At 67.9% G+C, this 20011-nt stretch carries 14 protein-coding genes and 9 pseudogenes; 12 read left to right on the forward strand and 11 right to left on the reverse strand.

What is annotated here, in order from left to right:
* Both EEJ42_RS03480 and EEJ42_RS52345 read left to right on the forward strand, forming a co-directional pair.
* Positions 1-497, forward strand: a 497-nt coding sequence (locus EEJ42_RS03480) for an ATP-binding cassette domain-containing protein (RefSeq protein ID WP_148081837.1), incomplete at its 5' end; no start/stop codon positions are given.
* A 122-nt stretch (positions 498-619) separates the two neighbouring features.
* Positions 620-736 (forward strand): annotated as a pseudogene (locus tag EEJ42_RS52345) (integrase); the annotation flags it as partial.
* 222 nt (positions 737-958) lie between these two features.
* Here EEJ42_RS52345 and EEJ42_RS54450 read toward each other — a convergent pair.
* Positions 959-1618 (reverse strand): helix-turn-helix domain-containing protein, encoded by a 660-nt coding sequence (locus EEJ42_RS54450; protein ID WP_425472842.1) that lies wholly within the window; start codon positions 1616-1618, stop codon positions 959-961.
* 272 nt (positions 1619-1890) lie between these two features.
* On the opposite strand from EEJ42_RS54450, the pseudogene EEJ42_RS54455 reads away from it, so the two are divergent.
* Positions 1891-2295: pseudogene (locus EEJ42_RS54455) on the forward strand (hypothetical protein); the annotation flags it as partial.
* Positions 2296-2650: 355 nt separating this feature from the next.
* Here the strand turns inward: EEJ42_RS54455 and EEJ42_RS03505 are convergent.
* Positions 2651-3331: a hypothetical protein gene (locus EEJ42_RS03505; RefSeq protein ID WP_246096008.1), complete on the reverse strand. Its 681-nt coding sequence runs from the start codon at positions 3329-3331 to the stop codon at positions 2651-2653.
* 365 nt (positions 3332-3696) lie between these two features.
* On the opposite strand from EEJ42_RS03505, the pseudogene EEJ42_RS52360 reads away from it, so the two are divergent.
* Positions 3697-3840 (forward strand): annotated as a pseudogene (locus tag EEJ42_RS52360) (integrase); the annotation flags it as partial.
* Positions 3841-3928: 88 nt separating this feature from the next.
* Here the strand turns inward: EEJ42_RS52360 and EEJ42_RS03520 are convergent.
* On the reverse strand, positions 3929-5236 hold the full coding sequence (locus EEJ42_RS03520) for a lactonase family protein (protein ID WP_246096009.1): 1308 nt from the start codon (positions 5234-5236) through the stop codon (positions 3929-3931).
* Between the two features lie 103 nt (positions 5237-5339).
* A pseudogene (locus EEJ42_RS03525) lies at positions 5340-5516 on the reverse strand (transposase); the annotation flags it as partial.
* A 2-nt stretch (positions 5517-5518) separates the two neighbouring features.
* Between EEJ42_RS03525 and EEJ42_RS03530 the strand changes: the two are divergent.
* Together EEJ42_RS03530 and EEJ42_RS50600 are read left to right on the forward strand one after the other, a co-directional pair.
* Positions 5519-5677, forward strand: a pseudogene (locus tag EEJ42_RS03530) (IS110 family transposase); the annotation flags it as partial.
* Between the two features lie 72 nt (positions 5678-5749).
* On the forward strand, positions 5750-5914 hold the full coding sequence (locus tag EEJ42_RS50600; RefSeq protein WP_184502915.1) for a hypothetical protein: 165 nt from the start codon (positions 5750-5752) through the stop codon (positions 5912-5914).
* Between the two features lie 72 nt (positions 5915-5986).
* Here the strand turns inward: EEJ42_RS50600 and EEJ42_RS03535 are convergent, their stop codons facing one another.
* Complete coding sequence (locus EEJ42_RS03535) at positions 5987-6979, reverse strand: substrate-binding domain-containing protein (protein WP_123098553.1); 993 nt, start codon at positions 6977-6979, stop codon at positions 5987-5989.
* A 98-nt stretch (positions 6980-7077) separates the two neighbouring features.
* On the opposite strand from EEJ42_RS03535, the gene EEJ42_RS03540 reads away from it, so the two are divergent.
* Positions 7078-7719: a TetR/AcrR family transcriptional regulator gene (locus EEJ42_RS03540; protein ID WP_123098554.1), complete on the forward strand. Its 642-nt coding sequence runs from the start codon at positions 7078-7080 to the stop codon at positions 7717-7719.
* A 348-nt stretch (positions 7720-8067) separates the two neighbouring features.
* Here the strand turns inward: EEJ42_RS03540 and EEJ42_RS03550 are convergent, their stop codons facing one another.
* The 3 genes and pseudogenes from EEJ42_RS03550 to EEJ42_RS52370 form a co-directional block, all read right to left on the reverse strand.
* A complete protein-coding gene (locus tag EEJ42_RS03550; protein ID WP_123098555.1) occupies positions 8068-8760 on the reverse strand; it encodes a type 1 glutamine amidotransferase domain-containing protein in 693 nt (230 codons plus the stop codon).
* 33 nt (positions 8761-8793) lie between these two features.
* Entirely contained in the window at positions 8794-9147 is a 354-nt protein-coding gene (locus EEJ42_RS52365) for a Rossmann-fold NAD(P)-binding domain-containing protein (protein WP_246096011.1), read from the reverse strand.
* A 112-nt stretch (positions 9148-9259) separates the two neighbouring features.
* Positions 9260-9655: pseudogene (locus EEJ42_RS52370) on the reverse strand (SDR family NAD(P)-dependent oxidoreductase); the annotation flags it as partial.
* 183 nt (positions 9656-9838) lie between these two features.
* Here EEJ42_RS52370 and EEJ42_RS03560 point away from each other — a divergent pair.
* Positions 9839-10753, forward strand: a complete 915-nt coding sequence (locus EEJ42_RS03560) for a helix-turn-helix transcriptional regulator (RefSeq protein WP_123098556.1) — start codon at positions 9839-9841, stop codon at positions 10751-10753.
* Here the strand turns inward: EEJ42_RS03560 and EEJ42_RS52375 are convergent.
* A pseudogene (locus tag EEJ42_RS52375) lies at positions 10754-11537 on the reverse strand (integrase).
* 184 nt (positions 11538-11721) lie between these two features.
* Entirely contained in the window at positions 11722-12744 is a 1023-nt protein-coding gene (locus EEJ42_RS03570) for a LacI family DNA-binding transcriptional regulator (protein ID WP_123098557.1), read from the reverse strand.
* 501 nt (positions 12745-13245) lie between these two features.
* Between EEJ42_RS03570 and EEJ42_RS03575 the strand changes: the two genes are divergently transcribed.
* The 3 genes from EEJ42_RS03575 to EEJ42_RS03585 all read left to right on the forward strand — a co-directional run bounded on the left by EEJ42_RS03575 (position 13246) and on the right by EEJ42_RS03585 (position 17670).
* Positions 13246-14820: a glycoside hydrolase family 43 protein gene (locus EEJ42_RS03575; protein WP_123098558.1), complete on the forward strand. Its 1575-nt coding sequence runs from the start codon at positions 13246-13248 to the stop codon at positions 14818-14820.
* Positions 14821-14921: 101 nt separating this feature from the next.
* On the forward strand, positions 14922-15878 hold the full coding sequence (locus EEJ42_RS03580; RefSeq protein ID WP_246096010.1) for a CE1 family esterase: 957 nt from the start codon (positions 14922-14924) through the stop codon (positions 15876-15878).
* Between the two features lie 142 nt (positions 15879-16020).
* A complete protein-coding gene (locus tag EEJ42_RS03585) occupies positions 16021-17670 on the forward strand; it encodes a glycoside hydrolase family 27 protein (RefSeq protein ID WP_123098559.1) in 1650 nt (549 codons plus the stop codon).
* Between the two features lie 591 nt (positions 17671-18261).
* On the opposite strand, the pseudogene EEJ42_RS03595 reads toward EEJ42_RS03585, so the two are convergent.
* Positions 18262-19517 (reverse strand): annotated as a pseudogene (locus tag EEJ42_RS03595) (IS110 family RNA-guided transposase).
* 198 nt (positions 19518-19715) lie between these two features.
* Between EEJ42_RS03595 and EEJ42_RS54135 the strand changes: the two are divergent.
* A pseudogene (locus EEJ42_RS54135) lies at positions 19716-20011 on the forward strand (integrase); the annotation flags it as partial.

Below are 20011 nucleotides of genomic sequence, written 5' to 3' on the forward strand. Positions count from 1 at the left end.
CCACCCTGCTGGCCGCCCTCCTCGGCCGCCTCCCGCTGGACGAGGGCCATGCGTCACTCGGGCCGGGCGTGGTGGTCGGCGAGATCGACCAGGCCCGCGCGCTGTTCTTCGGCGGCGAGGCACTGCTGGACGCCTTCGGAGCGGCGGTGCCGGAGATGGCGCCCGCGGACGTACGGACCCTGCTGGCCAAGTTCGGCCTCAAGGCCGCCCATGTGCTGCGCCCCGCGTCCACGCTGTCCCCGGGCGAGCGCACCCGCGCGGCCCTGGCCCTGCTCCAGGCCCGGGGCGTCAACCTGCTGGTCCTGGACGAGCCCACCAACCACCTGGACCTGCCAGCGATCGAGCAACTGGAGTCCGCCCTGGCCTCCTACCAGGGCACGCTGCTCCTGGTCACCCACGACCGCCGCATGCTGGAAGCGGTCCACACCACCCGCCGCCTTGAGGTGGCAGAAGGCCACGTCACCGAGGTGTGGCACGACGTCCACCGAGACCCGTGAGCTGGCGCCGGCAGCGTCCCGGGAGAAGCCGGACGTGCCCTGGTGGAGACCGCTTCTTCGGATCCCCAAGATCTTGGCCGCGGTCGCTCGGTCCGACGCTCTGGCGCAGCTGCTGTCAGCGCGTCGGCGTCACCGCCCACCCGACCGGCGCATGGGTCACTCAACTCGCCCGCAACCTGCTCATGGACCTCGGCGACAGGGCTGGGTGCTTCCGGTTCCTCATCCGGGACCGGGACAGCGGGCTCCGAACACCTCGCCGCGACCAACCGAGGCGCTGACCAGTGCGTCTAGGAGGAGGCCGCCGTGGCGCTTGTTCGAGCACGCAGTGTTCAGCCAGTGCCGCACATGTTTCTCCCATACAGACAACGGGAGCTGGCCGAACACCATGTCCCATCCCGCGCTCTCCTGCTCGCGGACGGCAGTCTCATCGAGGAGACAGCGGGCGCGTCCGCCCAGGTCCGTCAGGGCTCCCGCCTGGCCAGGTGATGGAGGCGGACGAGCGCCTGGTCTGGATGTTGTACCGCGATCACTTCAGCGCACACCTCGACGAGCACATGCGCGAGTGGTTCACTCAGCCGGTCGCCATACCGCCCACTACCCGCCCCCATCACCCACCAAGCCCAACTCACCCACCTTGAAGTCCGCCGACGAGACCGACTCGGCGGAACCCTCCACCAATACCAGCAACGCCACCTGAACTGCGCGGATGATTTATCGGCACCCGCAAGGCCGGAGCAGCGCAGGACGCGTCGGATCGTGGCAGCGGCGACCCGATGACCAAGCCGTCGCAACTCGCCTTGGACCCTGACGTACCCCCAGGCCGGATTCTCCCTCGCCAGACGCCGGATGAGGGCGACCATCTCGTCCGGCAACGGTGGTCGGCCGGGTCTGACCGGTGCCTGGCGCCACTTCCATCGCACCAGACGCCGGTGCCAGACCAACAACGTACCCGGAGTAACCAGCCGATGGCGGCGTAAGACAGGTGGCAGGTGCCGGGCAAGAGCGGAGAGCACGGCACGATCGGCCCACGAGAGCCGCGGCCGCGCAACCTGTCGGCGCAGCACGGCGACCTCATGACGCAGCGCGAGAATCTCGGCGTTGCTCAGCCCCAGGTCAGCCATCGCATGGCAATAAAGACACCCTTCAGGTATCCCACGAATATCGACTGCATGGAGGGATGCTTCTGACACCGGTGGGCGACCTCCGCCGGTCCCCCAAGGCCCGGAGCCACACCGTCCGCCGGGGCGACTACCCCACCCGAGACGCGGCCGCCGCTGCGCTGCGCCGGATGCTGGAGGGAGAAGACTGCGGGTTCTCAGCCGACCCGAACCAGACCGTCGCCGACTACCTCACCACCTGGCTCCAGGCGAAAGCGCTGGCCCTGAAGCCCACGATGGCCCGGTACCGCAACTACGTCACCGCCGACCTCATCCCAGCCCTCGGCCAAGGCCGCCTCGACGACCTCGGCTACCCCCGCATCGCCGGCTTCGTCCACACCCACCTCGCCTACGGACGCGGCAAGGTCACCGTCCGCAGCAGCAAGAACTGGATCGCCATCTCACCCCGGGAGGCCACAGCCCTACGGCGCCGCCCGCGGACCCCGATCCCCGCCAATCCTCACCGCGCGGGGATCTTGTCCTTCACCGGCTGGACGGCAGGCCCCTCCACCCCGAATACGTCCTCAGTCACTTCCACCTGCTCTGCCGAAAAGGCCGGAGTACCGCGCACGACCGTTCACGACCTGCGTCACCTCGCCGCGACCATCTCCATCACCGCCGACGTCCCCCTCACCGTCGTCTCCAAGACCCTGCGGCATTCAACGCTCTCCACCACCGCGAACATCTACAGCCACCCTCACCCCACAAGCCGCCCGCACCGCCGCCAACGCCATCGACACAGCCCTCACCACCGCCGAACAGAAGGTGCACCTACCGAAGCCACGACCACCCTGCGACCACACCCCCCGAAAACACCGAAAAGGCCGCCCCCACCTTCCGGCGGAAACGGCCTCCGACCTGCGAAAACGCTGGTCGGGACGACAGGATTTACAGTCGGCAATCTCTCCGGCTCGGTCCCCAGCGGGATCAATCCCACCAACGACGGCCCGTCTGGCTCTCCCTCCCGCCCGACAAGTCCATTTCAGTCGCGTGCTGTCACGAGTGGCGAGACCAGCCTGGTCGCGTTCCTTGCCCAAGTCCTCTACGAGGAAGTCCGGGACAGATCGTCTTCGATCCGGCTGCGGACACGGTCTTTCCGCTCCGGGGAGCAGCCAGCGTCAGCAGGACGAAGCCCACGGCGAAGCCGAGCATCGTGAACACCCCCCGGGGCCAGAAGATGTGACTGTCCAAGAACGACCAGCAGGCGGCCAGCAGGACCACGGTGCCCGGCAGCACCCGTGCCCCATGCCGGCGCCAGAGCGCCGCGCACGTGGCGACAACGGCCACGGCCAACGCGTGCACGCCCACCCGGCCCAACTCGTCCCCAGTTCGGAACAGCCCCCCGGCCGCCCCGTGGACACCATGGTCCACCACCGTCCCTGCGGAGATCCCCGCCACCGCGTCGAGCCCGGAGTAGTACGTGGCATAACAGAGACATCCTGCCCAGGCGAGCACCGTCAGAGCCCCTTCCCCGTTCCGGTGCGGCCGCCCCCACAGCGGGACCAACAAGCCCACCGCCAGGAAGGGGAAGACGGGCAGCAGGGCGATGTGCAGTCCGGCCCAGTGGCCGGCTGTCGCCGCTGTCAGATGCCGGGGATGCACCAGACCGGCGGTGGCGAGCAGCAGCGGAGCGGCCGTCACCGCCGCGATCGTACGAAGGGCACGGAGGGATCTCATCCGGTCACCGTAGGAGGCCGCCGGGCGGCCCGCGGCCCCGCCGGGAACACGTAAGACACCTGTAAGGGGAGGCCCGGAACGGGTCACGCTCCTCACGAGGTGGCCGCCCTCTGCGGGCGATTCCCCGCACGCCGCCCACAGCAACATCACCGCGACCACGGCCACCAGCGCGAAGAGCCAGTGTCCAGCGCGTCGACTTGCTCCAGCTCTCCGCGCAGGAGATCGGCAGCTCCACCTCGTGCTGGGGCAGAGCACGCAGTTCGTCCAGCCTCAGGGCGTACGGCCGTGGCCCGGCCACCACCAGGCCGCGCAAGGCCGTGGATCGGCGAAGGTCCTGATCCAGCCCGTGAAACCCGAGTCCCCGCAAGCGCCCTGGTCGACCTCGTACGGTGCACTCCATCCGGATTCTGGTGCTGCGTCTGGCGAGGGAGAATCCACACCTGGGGCTACAGGCGTCTGCACGGCGAGTTGCTCGTGCTGGGTAGGAGGCGGCCGCGTCGGCCGTCTGGAGATCTTGAAGCCGCGCCCGGACGTCGAGCGCCGGACCGCAGGTCCTGCACGCCCGGGCGACGAACGCTCAGCGCCTCCACGTGCTGGTCACGCGGCGACGATGCCCTCCATGCCGCCCTTCTCCGCGGAGAACTTCGGCAGGCCTTCAGTGGCCCTGGTGACCAGGGTCAGCTTGCCGTTGGCCGCGACCCGGAATCCGTCGATGTTGCCGGTCGTTCCGTTCTGTACGTAGAGGAACGCCCCGTCGGCGGAGGCTGCCATGTCGATCGTGCCACGGGAGTCGGCCGACAGCGGCACCGCCTGCTTGGCCACTACGCTGACCTTCCCTGCCGAGTCCACGGAGTACGCGGTCACCGCTGAATTGCCGGTGCTGGCACCGTAGAAGAAGCCGCCCGCGGCCTGGATCCAGCACAGCGTGTTCTGCCCGTTCGGCACCGCGGCCGTCACAGCGGTCAGCTTTCCGCCGGCGCCGACCTCGTAGGTGCTGACCGTCGATTTCGCGGCCTCGGTGACGAACAGCCGGCCACCCTGGTCGAAGGTGAAGCCGAAGGGGACGTTGCCTGCCGACTTGTTGGAGACGGCCTTCTTGGCGAGGGTGCCGTCGGCCGCGACCGGGAAGACCTCGATCGTGTTGGTCGACTTGACGGTCACGGCCAGGTTTTCGCCGTCGGGCGTGAACGAAACCTGGGCGGGGTTGTCGGTGAAGACCGGGACAGCAGGGCCCTTGACCCCGAGCAGGCGCTTCGATCCGGGTATGGCCTTCAGGCCCTGCGCGGTGATGTTGAAGCCCTGCACCGACGCTTCGCCGCCACCGTTCAATACATAGGCGGTGTCGCCGTACACCGCGACTGACAGGGGGAAGTCACCTCCCGAGGAGACCGACTGGCGGTTGGAGAGCTTCTGGCCGGAGACGCCGAACGAGGTGACCGAACCACTGCCCGCGTTGACACCGATCAGCAGGTGATGCCGCGCGTCATAGACCAGGGAACCCTGCGAAGCGAGCGCGTCGGTGGGCGCACCGGTGGCCACCGCCCCCTTGCCTCCGGTCTTGTAGTTGCCGGCGGCGGTCAGCTTGCCTGTGCTGGAACGCTTGAACGCGTGGATGGTGTTGCCGGACACTTCGTTGCCCTGGACGAACACCGCGTGGTCCGCACCGGTGGCAGCGGCCTTCGTACTGGACGCGGCGCCCGGACGATGTTCCTCACTGGCGTTGGCCAGGCTGAACGTCGTCACGGCGGCCGCCACCGTGGTCACTGCGACCGAGAGGCCGATCACGCGGCTCTTCGTATAGGACCTGCGACGCCTGCTCATTACGCGTATGCCTCCTGTGTGAACGGTGTGCCGGCAACCATCCTGAGAAGCGAGGCGGGAAGGCAGCGGTGATTCGATCAGCACGTCATGACTTCGTAAGAACCCGGGCGACCGGCTCGGCGATCGTAAATCCCCTGGTCAGCCACCGTACTGCAGTAAATGCACCCTTCAGGGTGATCTGCTCGCGGACAGCGAGGTAGAGGACCTTCAGCGCGGCCTGCTCGGAGGGGAAGTGCCCGCGGTTGCGGGTGGCCTTCCGCAGCCGTGCGTTGATCGATTCGATCAGGTTCGTCGAGTAGACAACCTTCCTTATCTCCGGCGGGAAAGCCAGGTAAGGGGTGAACTCGCTCCAAGCGGCCTGCCACACCGGCCTCACGGACGTACTACGAACGCATGCGCAAGCAAGGCAAGAACCACCAGCAGGCCCTGCTGTACCTCGCCCGGCGACGAGTCAACGTCCTATGGGCCATGATCCGCGACGGAGTTTGCTATCAAGGGGCACCCGCGGCTGCCGCAGCGGCTTGACAACGGCATTGGGAAGTTTCGCATCCTTACGTAGGTGAGAAACGGACCGATTTTCACACCGTCGACGACGCCGTGAACGACGCCCTGCGGGCCGCCATCGTCCACCTGGTCCGCGAGCAGAAGGCCGGCGTGGATCACGCAGGTCCGGTGTACTTCATGCTGCACGGCGTGCGGAGCGAGGAGCGGGCCCGCGAGCTTGCCGCCGCCTCCATTCCGCCCTGTACGGGGCTCAGTTGATGGCCAGGGCATTGCGGTGGAGCACGGCGTCCTTGCGGGACTGGTGGGTGCTTTTGGCCCCGATCGGTGCGACTAGGTGTCGAGGAACTCGGGGATGAAGATGTCGCGGCTGGTCAGCAGGCGCTTGGAGAGGCCCTGCTCGTGGTGGTAGCGCAGGAAGGTGTCGACCGCCTTGCGGTTCGCACGCAGGCCGTAGGGCCACCAGTTCTCGCCGAGCAGGCTGCGATTGTGTTCGAACAGGCTACTGAACCAGGGGGTCACCAGGCTCATGTGCTGCTTCGCGGCGTCCTCGATGTATGTGCGTTCGGCCAGGTCCTTGGCCTCGACGAAGGCGCGGTAGACCGAGCGCAGATCCTCGGAACGGTGCACCAGGTCCTTGCGGACCGCGACGATGTGCATCGGGGGGAAGATCCCGGTGCGCCGGTAGTAGTCGCGCTCGACGTTCTCATAGTCGGGGAAGAGCCGGACGATCTTCGTCGATCCCCGCAACATGGCCTGGGGCACGTCGACCGAGATGAGTGCGTCGATCTCTCCGGACTCGAGCATGGCGCCCAGGGTCTGGCCGTCGTCGGCGTGCCGCACGTGCACGCCGTCCGGCACCGGCTGCGGGAGCCAGTCGAACGCGGGGATGGGATGGTCGGTGCCGCCGATGACCCAGCGGCACTGGTCGACGGTCACGCCGTACTCGTCCGACAGGATGCCCTTGGGCCAGACCCCGGCGTCGTGTCCGAAGAGCGCGAACTCGCCGAGTGTCTTGCCGGCGAGGTCCTGCGGCTTCTCGATCCCCGCCTCGGTGTTCACGAAGATGGCGGAGTGCCGGAAGTTGCGGTTCGGGAAGACCGGCAGCGCCATGAATGGCGCGTCGTCCAGGTCAAAGGTACGCAGAAAGTAGGTCAAGCCGAGTTCCGCTATGTCGTACCGGCCTTCGATCATGTGCCGGAAGAGATCCGAGACCAGAGGCTCCGTCTCAAGGGTGGCGTCCACCCCGTCGATCTTCACGCGGCCGTCGAAGAGCGCCTCGGTGTGCTCGTACCGGTAGGTGCCGATGGTCAGCTCGATGCCCATCAAGATCCCCGCTTCCGTGAATGACCTTTCATTTTCACGATGGGCCCGATATGGTTCCATGTCAAGATGAACGATCATTCACTTTGAGGAGGCCGACCATGCCGCGCATCACGCCCGAGCGTCGGGAAGCCAAGCGTGCGGAGATCGTGGCGGCAGCGCGCCGGTGTTTCGCGCGGGGCGGCTTCCACCAGACCTCGATGCCGGACATCGCCGCCGCAGCCGGTGTTTCTGCGGGTGCCCCCTACCGCTACTTCGCGAGCAAGGAGGAGATCATCCTGGCCATCGCCGCGGACGCCTTCCGGCTGATCTTCGAGCCGATGGAGCGGGTGGCCGTGGCCGCTGACGCCCCTTCCCTGGGCGACCTGGTCGCCGCCTCCCTTCAGGCACTGAGCGCCGAGACCGTCACGGACGCCGCAGGGCAGGTGGTGCCGGTCGAGGAGCTGCTGCAGTGCGTCGTGCAGACGTGGTCGGAACTGCTGCGCAACGACGGCCTGCACGCCCGCGCCTTGGAGGGCTTCGAAAGAGTCCGTCGCAGCATCGCCGACGCCCTGCGTCGCGGACAAGCGGCGGGCGCTGTCCACACCGTGGAGCCGGAGAGCGGCGCACGGGTATTGATCGGTCTGCTGCACGGATTCCTGCTCCAGCGTGTGGCCTTCGGCCTGACCGACACGGCGGGATTCAACGACGCCGTCCGGAGGTTGCTCGACGGAGCCGAGCGCCCGGACAACACTCCGCGGTGAGCGTTCCCCAGCTCAGGCTGCTCCGCCGGGGTCGCGTCCGACACCTCGCACAGTGTCCGCCCGGTGGCCGGATCCTCCACCGAGAAGCTACCCCCGCCGGACGCCGCTCGCCATCGACCGCCGATGAACAAGCCCTTCTCGACACGTCCAACGGCATCGGGTTGCGGCAGAGATGTGACCGTGGATTCCACGCTTCTTCCTGAGCGATCATGATGGGGATCATCAGCCGACGGATGCGGCTGGCGCCGCCGCTCCCGGACCAGTGGGAGCGGGCGGCACAAACCGCGAAAGCCGGGAAAAACCGAGTGGCGAGCAGGCTTCCCGGCTTCCCGGCTTGCTGGGGAGCTGCTACTTGAGCGCGCCGATCATGGCCTCGGCCATGGGGGCGCTGGAGGCCGGGTTCTGGCCGGTGAAGAGGTTCCGGTCCTGCACGTTGTACGCCTGGTACGCCGGTCCCCCGGAGTGCTTCGCACCCTTCTGACGCAGCGTGCTGGCCAGCAGCCACGGAGCGCCTTCCGCAGTGCCGAAGCTCTGCTCCTCCTCGTCGGTGAAGGCCGTCATCTCCCGACCTGCGAACAGCCACTTGCCGTTCTCGTCCACAGCGGGCAGAAGGCCGGCTGGGCCATGGCAGACGGCCCCGATGATCTTCCCGGCCGCGTCCGCCTCGGTGAGCAGGCGGCCGAGGTCACGGTCCTGGTAGAGGTCGACCACCGGACCGTGCCCGCCGGGGATGACCACAGCGACGTAGTCGTTGATGTCGATTTCGTCCAGCTTCAGCAGCGGACCGAACTCACTCAGGGCCCGCGCGGCGTGCTCCACGTAGTGCGCACAGTCCGGGCCGGCGATCTCCGGGTCGGCACTGTGGGCGTCGAGCGGCTGCAGAACGCCGCCCGGGGAAGCGAAGTCGACCGCGAAGCCGGCCTGCACGAACTTCTCGTGGGGCGCGGCGAGCTCTTCGGCCCAGTACCCGGTCGGGTATGCCGAGCCGTCGGTGCGTTCCCAGATACTCGCGGCGGACATGACGATCAGAATCTTGCTCACGATTGTTCCTTCCTGTGACAAATTGGTGAATTCTCAGCCGTCGGCGAAGTCAGTGGCGTCGGCAGTCTGCGCGGTGACCTCGAGGTTCGCGCGCAGGGCATCGACCTTCGCGGTGGCGTAGGCGTGGGCGTCCGAGCCGAGCAGCTGGCGCAGCGGGCCCTCGCCGCTGACAACCTGGCGGATGATCGCCTCCGCGCCCTTGACCGGGTTGCCCAGCTGGCTGCCCTGGAGCTTCAGGTGGTTCTCGGTCATCTCACGCAGACCTGCGTACGCATCCGTCGTCGAGGCGGGCAGCGCGAGCGAGTCGGTGGTGAGGAAAGCGGTGCGGAAGTAGCCGGGCTCGACGATGGTGACCTTGACGTCGAAGTCGGCCATCTCCTGGGCCAGCGCTTCGGTGAGACCCTCGAGCGCGAACTTGCCCGCGCAGTAGAGGCCCCAGGCCCGGAACCGCGGTCACCCCGAGAATCGACGACACGTTGGCCACATGACCGCTCTTCTGCTCGCGAAGCACCGGCAGCGTGGCACGCAATACGTTCCACTCCCCGACGACCTGGACGTCGAGCATGTCGCGAACCTCGCGGGCACTCGTCTCCTCCACCGCGGCCAGGTAGCCGTAGCCGGCGTTGTTGACGACCACGTCGAGGCTGCCGAATCGCTCCGTGGCCTGGCGGACAGCCTGCCGGACCTGCTCGTCATCACGCAGGTCGACGGTCAGCGGCAGCAGCCGCGAAGTGTCGACGCGGTCACCGAGGGCTGCCAGCAGCCGCTCCGTGGAACGGGTCGTCGCGGCGACCTGGTCGCCGCGCTGGAGCAGCTGCGTGACCAGCTCCAGGCCCAGACCGCGGGAAGTTCCGGTCACGAACCACATCGCGGGTCGATCCGTCGGGAAACTCATGGTCGTCCTTTGCTCACGATTTCGGTGATGCGCCTCCGGGCTATTCCTGTGGTGGCGTGCTTCAAGAGTGATCCACCGCAAACCCCTCTGGGGGCCTATCTCGCGCCCTGTGGAGGCGCGGTCTTCGGAACCTAGGACTCGCCGGTCCACCCAGGACCGCGCCGGCCCAGGGATACTCGAACCGTGAACAAAACCAACCAAGAACTCGCCGATTTCCTACGGCGCGCCCGCAGCCAGATCGACCCCGCCCGCGCCGGCCTGCCCCCCGACGGGCGCGTCCGCCGCGTACCCGGCCTCCGCCGCGAAGAAGTCGCCCGCCTCGTCGGCGTATCCACCGACTACTACGCCCGCCTCGAACAAGGCCGCCGCATCACTCCCTCCGCCGCCGTCGTCGAAGCCATCGGCCGCGCCCTCGGCCTCGACGCCGCCGGACGCGCCCACCTCAACGACCTCATCGGCCTGACCTCGACATCCACCCCCCGCCGAACCCACGACGTCCAACGCGTCCGCCCCGGCCTCTACCAGCTCCTCGGCGCCCTCGACGGCGAACCCGCCCTCATCCTCGGCCGCCGCACCGACGTCCTCGCCGCCAACCGCATGGCCAAAGCCCTCTTCACCGACTTCGACCAGCTCCCCGCCGCCCACCGCAACTACGCCCGCTGGATGTTCCTCGACGGCGACGCCCGAGCCCTCTTCCTCGACTGGCCCGACCAAGCCCGCGCCGCCGTCGAAAGCCTCCGGTTCGAAGTCGGCCGCAACCCCGACGACCGCGCCACCACCGACCTCGTCACCGAACTACGCGCACACAGCCGCGAATTCGACCAATGGTGGGAACAACACCGCGTCCACCAGCGCACCCACGGCTCCAAACGCCTCCGCCACAACCTCGTCGGAGACCTCACCGTCGAATACGAAACCCTCACCCTCCCTGGCGACCCCGAGACCACCCTGTTCATCTACACCACTGAACCGGAATCACCCTCACGACGAGCCATCGACATCCTCGCCAGCTGGACCGCAACCACCCCCACCCTCGAACCGAACCCCAACATCACCGAGCAGTATCGCTGTGGGTGCCGGAAAGTACGTCCACGCTAGTCAGGCTGCATGTCGGTACTCGTGGAGGGTTCCGCGGAGTCGGTCGCGTCTGCGTACGTCCAGTTGGACGTTCCGGTCCGGATCGTTGATCGGCGTGGGCCGTGATCCCAGAGGTGAGCCCTGGCCGAGAGCGCGGTGCGGGCACCGCGTTCATCCGCGGCATCATTACGCCGGTGAGCACGGTCTGGATCCCGGCGTCGGCGAGGATAGCGTCGCACACCTGCGGGTACTTCCCGGCCCGATCTAATGCGACGGCTGGCCTGCTCGATCACCGTCAGCACGTATAGTCTCGCGCCGGTGAGGGTGACGGTCTCGAAGACGTCGCACGCCAGCAGGGCATCGGCCTGTGAGCGCAAGAAAGCGGCCCATGTCGCGTCCGTGCGCTGCGGCGCCGGGTCGATTCCTGCGGCGCGCAGGATCTCCCGGACCATCGGGCTGCGACCTTGATCCCGAGCACTGTGAGCTCGCCGTGTATCCGGCGATACCCCCAAGTCGGGTTCTCCTTCGCCAGCCGGATCACGAGTAGCCGGATGGACCGGACCGTTCGCGGCCGACCCGTGCGATGTGGGCGTGAACGCACGGCGTGCCTGTGGCGCAGCAGGTCGCGGTGCCAGCGAAGTACGGTGTCCGGCGTCACCAGCAGTCGAAGCCGACGGAGGCGCTGCTTGGGAAGGCGATGGAGCAAGGCAGCGAGGAAAGTGCGGTCCTGGGGCGCGAACAGCGGCAGCAGCCGTAGTGCGGCGAAGGCGTTCGTTACCGTCGGATAGGCCAGGCGCAGTAACACAATTGATCATTATGTCGGTCAACGCCGACGCGCCGGAACACCGCCCACCCGCCATCGGCAAGACAACGTGATCCGTTCTTTCACCTGCGCGGATGGACTTTTCGGCACCCACAACCCTTCAGGGGCGAACTGCCCTGTCCGGACCGTGTCCGCCCTGGTCAGCGAGTCGCGATCGTTTCGATTGTCAGCCCCGAAAAGGAGCGGTGCTCCCGCGGACGACAAGTTCGGTGGCGAGCTCCGCGCGTCCGCGCTCGAGCGGCCGACCCTGGGCAAGGGCAATCACCATGCCGGCGGCGGTGGCGGCCATCTCGGCGAGCGGCTGGCGCACGGTGGTGAGTGGCGGGGTGAGCCACCGGCTCGGGAAGAGGTCGTCGAATCCGACGACGCTCAGGTCCTCGGGAACGCGCAGCCCGGCCTCGGCCGCCGCGCGGTAGACGCCGAGCGCCTGACCGTCGTTGCCGGTGAAGACGGCGGTCGGCGGCTCCGGGAGGCGCAGCAGGTCCCGGGTGTGCTTGAGTCCGTCCAGGATCTGGAAGTCGCCGACGCGGACGAGGGCGGGGTCGATCGGAATGCCGGCCATGTCGAGGGCGGCCCGGTAACCGTCCAGCCTGGCCCGGCCGGCCAGGACGTGCTCCCCTCCCGTGATGACGGCGATGCGCCGGTGCCCGAGCTCCAAGAGGTGCCGGGTCGCCGACAGCCCGCCACTCCAGTTGCTCGCGCTCACCGACGGGGCGTCGTGGTCGGGATCCCCAGTCGGATCGACGAGCGCGAACGGTATGCCCCGGGTGCGCAGTTGTTCGGCCTGCTCGCCGCTGGGTCCTGAGAACACCGAGACGACACCGGTCGGGCGGCGGGCCAGCACACCCTCGACCCAGCCTCGCTCCGGGGTGTGGCGGCCCCGTAACTCGGAAACCACGACGGCTAGTTGGTGTTCGGCGGCCACTCGCTGGACGCCGCGGAAGATCTCGGTCGGGTAGGGCCCGCGCACCTCGTGGAAGACCAGTTCGAGCAGGGCGGCGGGGCCCGCCGCCTTCTGCCGCCGGTACCCGTGCCGGCGGATGATGCCCTCGATCAACGAGCGGGTCGTCGGGGCCACGTCCGCCCGCCCGTTGACGACCTTGGAGACCGTGGCTACGGAGACCCCGGCGCGCTGAGCGATCTGCGCGATGGTCAGCGATTCGCCCTGGCGGCCGCCGGCTGAGCACATACGGGGCAGTGTACTGGCCGCTCCGATCCTTTCGAAGAGAACACTCCTGTCCGCAACAAGGGCCACCGCAGGGGCTTGACGGCACAAGGAGGTACTTCTACGGTCCCCTCACCGCCATAACGATCGGTAGAACTCCCCAAAATCGTTCGCTCAGGAGCCTGCGGTGAAGAGGGATCTTTCTGCACACACTGTCATGGGAGCGCTCCCGCATCCGTCCGGAACTCCGGCCGTCGTCCACCACCGACCCGACCAACCCGACGAGATCCACGGGGCATGGCGAGCACGCACCTCCGGAATCCGACGTACGGAGACCCGAAGCGAACGCCCGGTGGAAGCGGCCCGGGCGCTCGGAGCAGCAACAACCGCGCACCACGTCGCACTCCCGGCCCTCCGTCCCGCCCGCCGAGAAGAGTGATACCCGTGCCCGCATCCGAACAGCCACACTTCCCCAGCCGCCGGGGAATACTGACCACCGCCACCGGACTGGCCGCAGGAGCCGCGATGCCACTGGTCAGCGCGCAGTCGGCACACGCCGCGTTATCTCGTGCGGCGACCCAGGAGCCTCATGTGGGCGCCGCCTCGTTCACCAATCCGGTGATCTGGCAGGACTTCGCCGACATCGACATCATCCGGGTCGGTGACACGTACTACTACTCGGCCTCGACGATGCACTACTCGCCAGGTGCACCGATCCTGCGCTCCTACGACCTGGTCAACTGGGAGTTCGCCGGCCACTCGGTACCACGTCTGGACTTCGGGGCCAAGTACGACCTGAACGGCGGGCGTGGCTACGTGAGGGGCATCTGGGCGTCGTCGCTGGCCTACCGGCCGAGGAACCGCACGTTCTACTGGCTGGGCCAGATCGACTTCGCCCGCACCTACATCTACACCGCCACGTCGGTCGAGGGCCCCTGGACCCGGCACGCCGACCTGCCGCACGTCTACTACGACGCCGGGCTGCTCGTCGACACCGACGACACCCTCTACGTGGCCTACGGCAACACGCAGATCAGCGTCGCCCAACTCTCCCCGGACGCCCGCAGCCAGGTCCGCGCCCAGCAGGTGTTCTCCACCCCCGCCGGCATTGGAACACTGGAGGGCTCCCGCTTCTACAAGATCAACGGGAACTACTACATCTTCCTCACCCGCCCGGCCAACGGGCAGTACATCCTCAAGTCCACCTCGGGCCCCTTCGGCCCCTACACCCTCCGCCAGGTCCTCCTCGACCTGCCGGGACCGATCCCCGGCGGCGGTGTCCCCCACCAGGGTGGACTCGTCCAGACCCAGAACGGCCAGTGGTACTACCTGGCCTTCGTCGACGCCTACCCCGGCGGACGCGTCCCCGCCCTCGCCCCCGTCACCTGGACATCCGACGGCTGGCCCCAGCTGCACCTTGTGAACGGTGCCTGGGGCACCGCTTACCCCACCCCCAGCCTCCCCCCACCACCCCGTCAGGTCGAACCCCTCATCGGCGTCGACACCTTCCAGGGGACCACCCTCAAACCCGCCTGGGAGTGGAACCACAACCCCGACAACGGTCGGTGGTCCGTCAACGACGGCCTACGCCTGACCACCGCCACCGTCACCAACGACCTCTACGCCGCCCGCAACACCCTCACCCACCGCATCCAGGGCCCCACCTCCACCGCCACCATCACCCTCGACCACGCCCAGACGCGCGACGGCGACCGAGCCGGCCTCGCCATGCTTCGCGACTCCTCCGCCTGGATCGGCCTCAAACGCGAGAACGGCACGACCCGCCTGGCCATGGTCGACGGCCTGACCATGGACAGCAACTGGAACACCACCGGCACCGGCACCGAGCGCGCCACCACGGCCATCACCGGCACCCGCATCTGGCTGCGCGCCGCCACCGACATCCGACCCGGCACCGGCCGCCAAGCCCGGTTCTCCTACAGCACCAACGGCAGCACCTACGCGCCCCTCGGCCCCGCCTTCACCCTCAACAACGCCTGGCAGTTCTTCATGGGCTACCGCTATGCCATCTTCAACCACGCCACCCGGGCACTCGGCGGCACGGTGACCGTCAGCCGCTTCGAACTGACCACGCCCTGAACGCGGTCGTCCGCCGGTGACCCCGACCGGACATTCACATGACCGCGGGCTCGAGTACAGACGTCTGATGACGCTTTCCATCCCGGTGAAAGGAGAGGTACATGCCCATGCCCATCGCTCACCACCCCAGGACGTCACGGATGTCGCTGCGTGAGCTCTTACTCGTGCCCGTCGCCGTCGCAGCGGCGCTCGTCATGGCCACGGGCGGCCCGGCGGTGAGCAGCAGCCACGGCGAACGCACGTCCGCCACGCGGGCGGGCACCGCGTCGGCGGCCGCCGGATGCGGCCAGGCCCCAACGCTCCGGGACGGCACGTACACGATGCAGAGCGGCGGCAAGAGCCGCAGCTTCATCCTGGACGTTCCCGACAATTACGACCGCAACCGCCCCTACCGGCTGGTCCTGGGATTCCACTGGTGGGGAGGCACCGCCACCGACGTCGCCACCGGGCAGACCGTGGAGCGGGACGTCTGGTCCTACTACGGGCTCAAGCGGCTGGCGAACAACAGCGCCGTCTTCGTCGCGCCCCAGGGCCTCAACAATGGCTGGGCCAACGCCGGCGGCGAGGACGTGACCTTTGTCGACGACATCCTCAGGAGGGTCGAAGGAAACCTCTGCGTCGACACGACGCGGCGGTTCGCCCTGGGCTTCAGCTATGGCGGCGCCATGAGCTACTCGCTCGCCTGCTCCCGGCCGAACGTCTTCCGCGCGGTCGCGGCCTACGGCGCTCCCGGCCAGATCAGCGGCTGTAGCGGCGGCACCGGGGCCGTCGCGTACTTCGCGGCGCACGGCGTCAGCGACAACATCGCCAACGCACGGTCGATGCGAGACCGGTTCGTCAGGAACAACGGCTGCACCACCCAGAACCCGCCCGAGCCGCCCCGGGGCAGCCTGCGGCACATCACCACCACCTACTCCGGGTGCGCCGCCGGACGGCCGGTCGCCTGGGCCGCGTTCGACGGAGGCCACATCGCCGCACCACAGGACGGAGCTCCCGGGGACAGTGGCTCCAGAACCTGGCTCCCCGGCGAGACGTGGAGGTTCTTCACGCAGTTCTAGCCTGACGGCACGAGCACCCCGGGGGTGGATCACTTCCGGGATCCACCCTCGGTGTCATGTCATGCTCACGTCATCGACGGTGCCCGGCCATCACGGCTCGACGCGGCCCGGCGCCCCAGGTCACTCGTGGAAGGACCAGACGATGCGTACGTCAATCCGCGGACGTCTGCCGCGTCTGCTGGCAGCGGCGGCTGTCGCGCTGACGCTGCTCTCCTCCGTGCCGGCCCAGCCGCCGGCTCAGGCCGCGCCCGGAAGCCCGGCGCTCACCCCGCCGCTGGGCTGGAACAGCTGGAACAGCTTCGGCTGCAACAACGTCAACGAGACGGTGATCCGACAGGCCGCCGACGCCATGGTGAGTTCGGGCATGCGGGACGCCGGCTACGACTACGTCGTGGTCGACGACTGCTGGTTCGATCCCCAGCGCGACGCCCAAGGCAACCTGCGCGCGCATCCGACGAAGTTCCCCAGCGGCATGAGGGCGCTGGGCGACTACATCCACAGCCGCGGGCTCAAGTTCGGGATCTACCAGGTGCCCACCGAGCGCACCTGCGCCCAGCGCGTCGGCACCTACCCCGGCTCAACCGGCAGCAGCGGACACGAGGTGCGGGACGCCAACACCTTCGCCTCCTGGGGCGTGGACTATCTGAAGTACGACTGGTGCTCTCCCGAGGGCACCCGCGAGGAGCAGATCGTCCGGTTCACGCTCATGCGAGACGCCCTCCGCGCCACGGGACGTCCCATCGTCTACAGCATCAACCCCAACAGCTTCCACGCCGTCACCGGCCCCACCTACGACTGGGGTCAGGTCGCCGACCTGTGGCGCACCACCGAGGACCTGCTGGACATCTGGCAGAACGGCAACACCAACAGCTATCCGATGGGCGTGGGAAACGTCATCGACATCAACGCTCCGTTGGCCGCCCAAAACGGCCCCGGCCACTGGAACGACCCGGACATGCTGGTGGTCGGCAGACCGGGGCTCACGCTCACCGAGTCCCGGTCACATTTCGCGCTGTGGGCTCTGATGGCCGCGCCCCTGATGGCGGGCAACGACATCCGCACCATGTCCGCCGAGGTCAGCGCCATCCTGCGCAATCCACGTCTGCTGGCCGTGAACCAGGACGCCCTGGGCGCGGGCGGACGACGGGTACGCGACGACGGCGCCGCCGAGGTGTTCGCCAAACCCCTGTCCGACGGCTCGGTCGCCGTCGGTCTGTTCAACCGCGGCGGCGGAACCACCGCGATCACCACTACGGCGGCCCAGATCGGGCTGTCCGGCGGAACGTTCACCCTGACCGACCTGTGGACCGGGGCAACATCCACCACCGGCGGTCAGATCTCCGCGAGCGTGCCGGCACATGGCGTCGCTCTGTACCGGGTGTCCGGGGGCATCCCGCTGGAGAACACGACATCCCGGTTGCGTGGTGCCGGCTCGGGCCGCTGCCTGGATGTCGACGACGCCTCCACCGCGTCTGGCGCCACCGTACTGATCTGGGACTGCCACACCGCAGCGAACCAGTCCTGGACCACGTGGCCTGGCGGCGAGATCCGCGTCTACGGCGACAAGTGCCTGGACGCCTACAACCAGGGCACCACCAACGGCACCCCTGTGGTCACCTGGCCGTGCAACGGACAGAACAACCAGAAGTGGACGCTCACCTCCGATGGCTCGATCCGCAACGTTCACTCGGGACTGTGCCTCGATGTCAGCCAGGCGGGCACCGTCAACGGAACCGCGGTGATCCTGTGGACCTGCAACGGCCGGCCGCACCAGAAGTGGGCTCGCACCTGAGGAACCCTGAAGGGTGTCAATATTGCGATCAGGCGGCTGAGCTGGGCGTTTTCTGCGGATGAAGAGGCAACCCGGGCAACGTGGTGCGGTACTCGTCAGCCCTGTGCCGCTCGAAAAGTCATCGCCGCAGGTGAGCAGGATGCGGTCAGCCCGCTGGGATCATGTCCTTGCTGTACAAGGGGCCCCGGAAGCTACCGCCGCGGGACGGCGAAGGACGCGGAACTGCTGGTGCTGCGGCACGAGAACGCGGTCCTGCGCCGCCAGTTGGCCGGACCGGTCCGTTATGAGCCCGCCGACCGGTTCTGGTTCGCCGCCCTGTCCGGGCTGATACCCCAGCGCCACTGGCTCAAGATCTTCCCCGTCACCCCTGGCACCCTGCTTGCCTGGCACCGCAGATTCATCGCCGCAAAGTGGGACTACACCGCGCGCCGGGGCACCGGCCGCCCACCCACCACGGCAGCGATCAAGAAGCTCGTCCTGCGGCTGGCGAGAGGGAGAATCTCACGTGGGGGCACCGGCGGATCCAAGGGAACTTGCCCAACTCGGGTATCGCATCGCCGCCTCGGCGGTGTGGGAGTCTCAATGCCGAAGTCAAGCCGCTCGCGTCATCGGTGGAGCAGGAGTGAAGACCCGGTTGTCGCGTAGGAGTGCCCACAACACGCTCGCTCGTCGGCGGGCCAGGGCGATGACGGCCTGGACGTGCTTGCAACCCTCACCTCGCTTCTTGAGGTAGAAGTCCCGGTTCGGCCCCTCACGAGTGACGCTGACCTGCGCGGACATGTAGAACACCCGTCTGCAGGCGTCGGCTGTAGCGCTTGGGCCGGTGCAGATTGCCACTCCGGCGCCCCGAGTCACGCGGGACCGGCACCAGCCCGGCCGCCGAAGCGAGACGGCCGGCATCCACATACGCGGACAAGTCACCGGCCGCGACGACGAACTCCGCCCCAAGTATCGGGCCCATTCCGGGCAGGGGACTCAATGATCTCCGCCTGCGGATGGCAACGGAACGTGTCGCGGATCTGCCGGTCGATCCGCTTGAGCCGGTCATCCAAGGCCAAGACCTGAGCAGCCAGATCGGCAACGATCTGGCCGGCGACATCCTCACCAGGAAGCACGGTCTGCTGGGCCNATCGGCAACGATCTGGCCGGCGACATCCTCACCAGGAAGCACGGTCTGCTGGGCCTGAGCCGCCTCCAGAGCGACGGCAGCAACGGCGTCGGCACCTCGGACACTGCGATGGGCAAGCCACGCAGCAAGCCGGGCCCTCCCGCGGCGCCGGATAGCAGCTGGCAACTGGTAGCCGGTCAGCAGGACCAGCACGCCCTTGTGCGCCGAGTAATCAAAGGCCCGCTCCAACGCAGGGAAGACACCGGTCAGCACATCGCGGATACGGTTGATCATCCGTATCCGGTCAGCCACGAGGTCAGTGCGATAGGCGGTAAGCAGCGCGAGGTCAGCGGCCAACTGCGCGGGCACATCAATCGAGGCGAAGTCCCGGCGGTGCCGGACGGTCTCGGCGATGACATAGGCGTCGCGGGAGCCAGTCCTGGCCTCACCCCGGTAAGCCGCTGACACCCGGTTGACCGCGCGGCCGGTAGACAACGTGCTGTCCATGAGCTGCGAGCAGAGCCAGCAGCAACGCGGAAGCGGTACCGGAGATGTCCACGGCCCAGTGGACCACGTCGGCCAACTCCAGGATCTCGCCGAGCGCACCCAGGATCGCCAACTCATCGTTGCCGACCTTCTTGGACCACACCGTCACGCCGGTCTCATCGACCACCACCGCCCAGTGATGCCCCTTGCCCGCGTCGACACCGGCCCACACTCGAGCCCGCCCCTTGCTCATGTGCCCTCCTCGTTCCCAACAGCATTTCTGCCGGCCCGAGGAACACCCCGCTGTCATCTCCGTAATCAGCGACCGAAACGCACATCTCAATCAGCAGCCAGGGCGCCCCGGAGAACCAGACGGCCACTCCCAGAGAGCCACGCTCAAGGCAAGATCCTCATCAGCCACATCCGGCCCTCCCGGGCCACCAAACAACTTACGGAAATCCTCCGCGAGCACGGCATCCCACCCGCGCCCGAACGGCAGAGCACCACCTGGGCCGACTTCCTCCGCAGCCAGGCCCAAGCTCTACTCGCCTGCGATCTCTTCGAAGTCCGCACGCTGACGGGGACGTGCCTGTACGCCTTCGCCGTCATCGAGCACACCACCAGGCGCATCCGGACCCTCGGCGCCACCGCACACCCCACCGCGGAGTGGATCGTGCAGCTCGGACGCAACCTCCTCATGGACCTCGAGGATGCGGGCAGCAAGGCGAAGTTCCTGATCCGAGACCG

The organism is Streptomyces botrytidirepellens (assembly GCF_003721215.1).
Lineage (GTDB): Bacteria > Actinomycetota > Actinomycetes > Streptomycetales > Streptomycetaceae > Streptomyces > Streptomyces himastatinicus.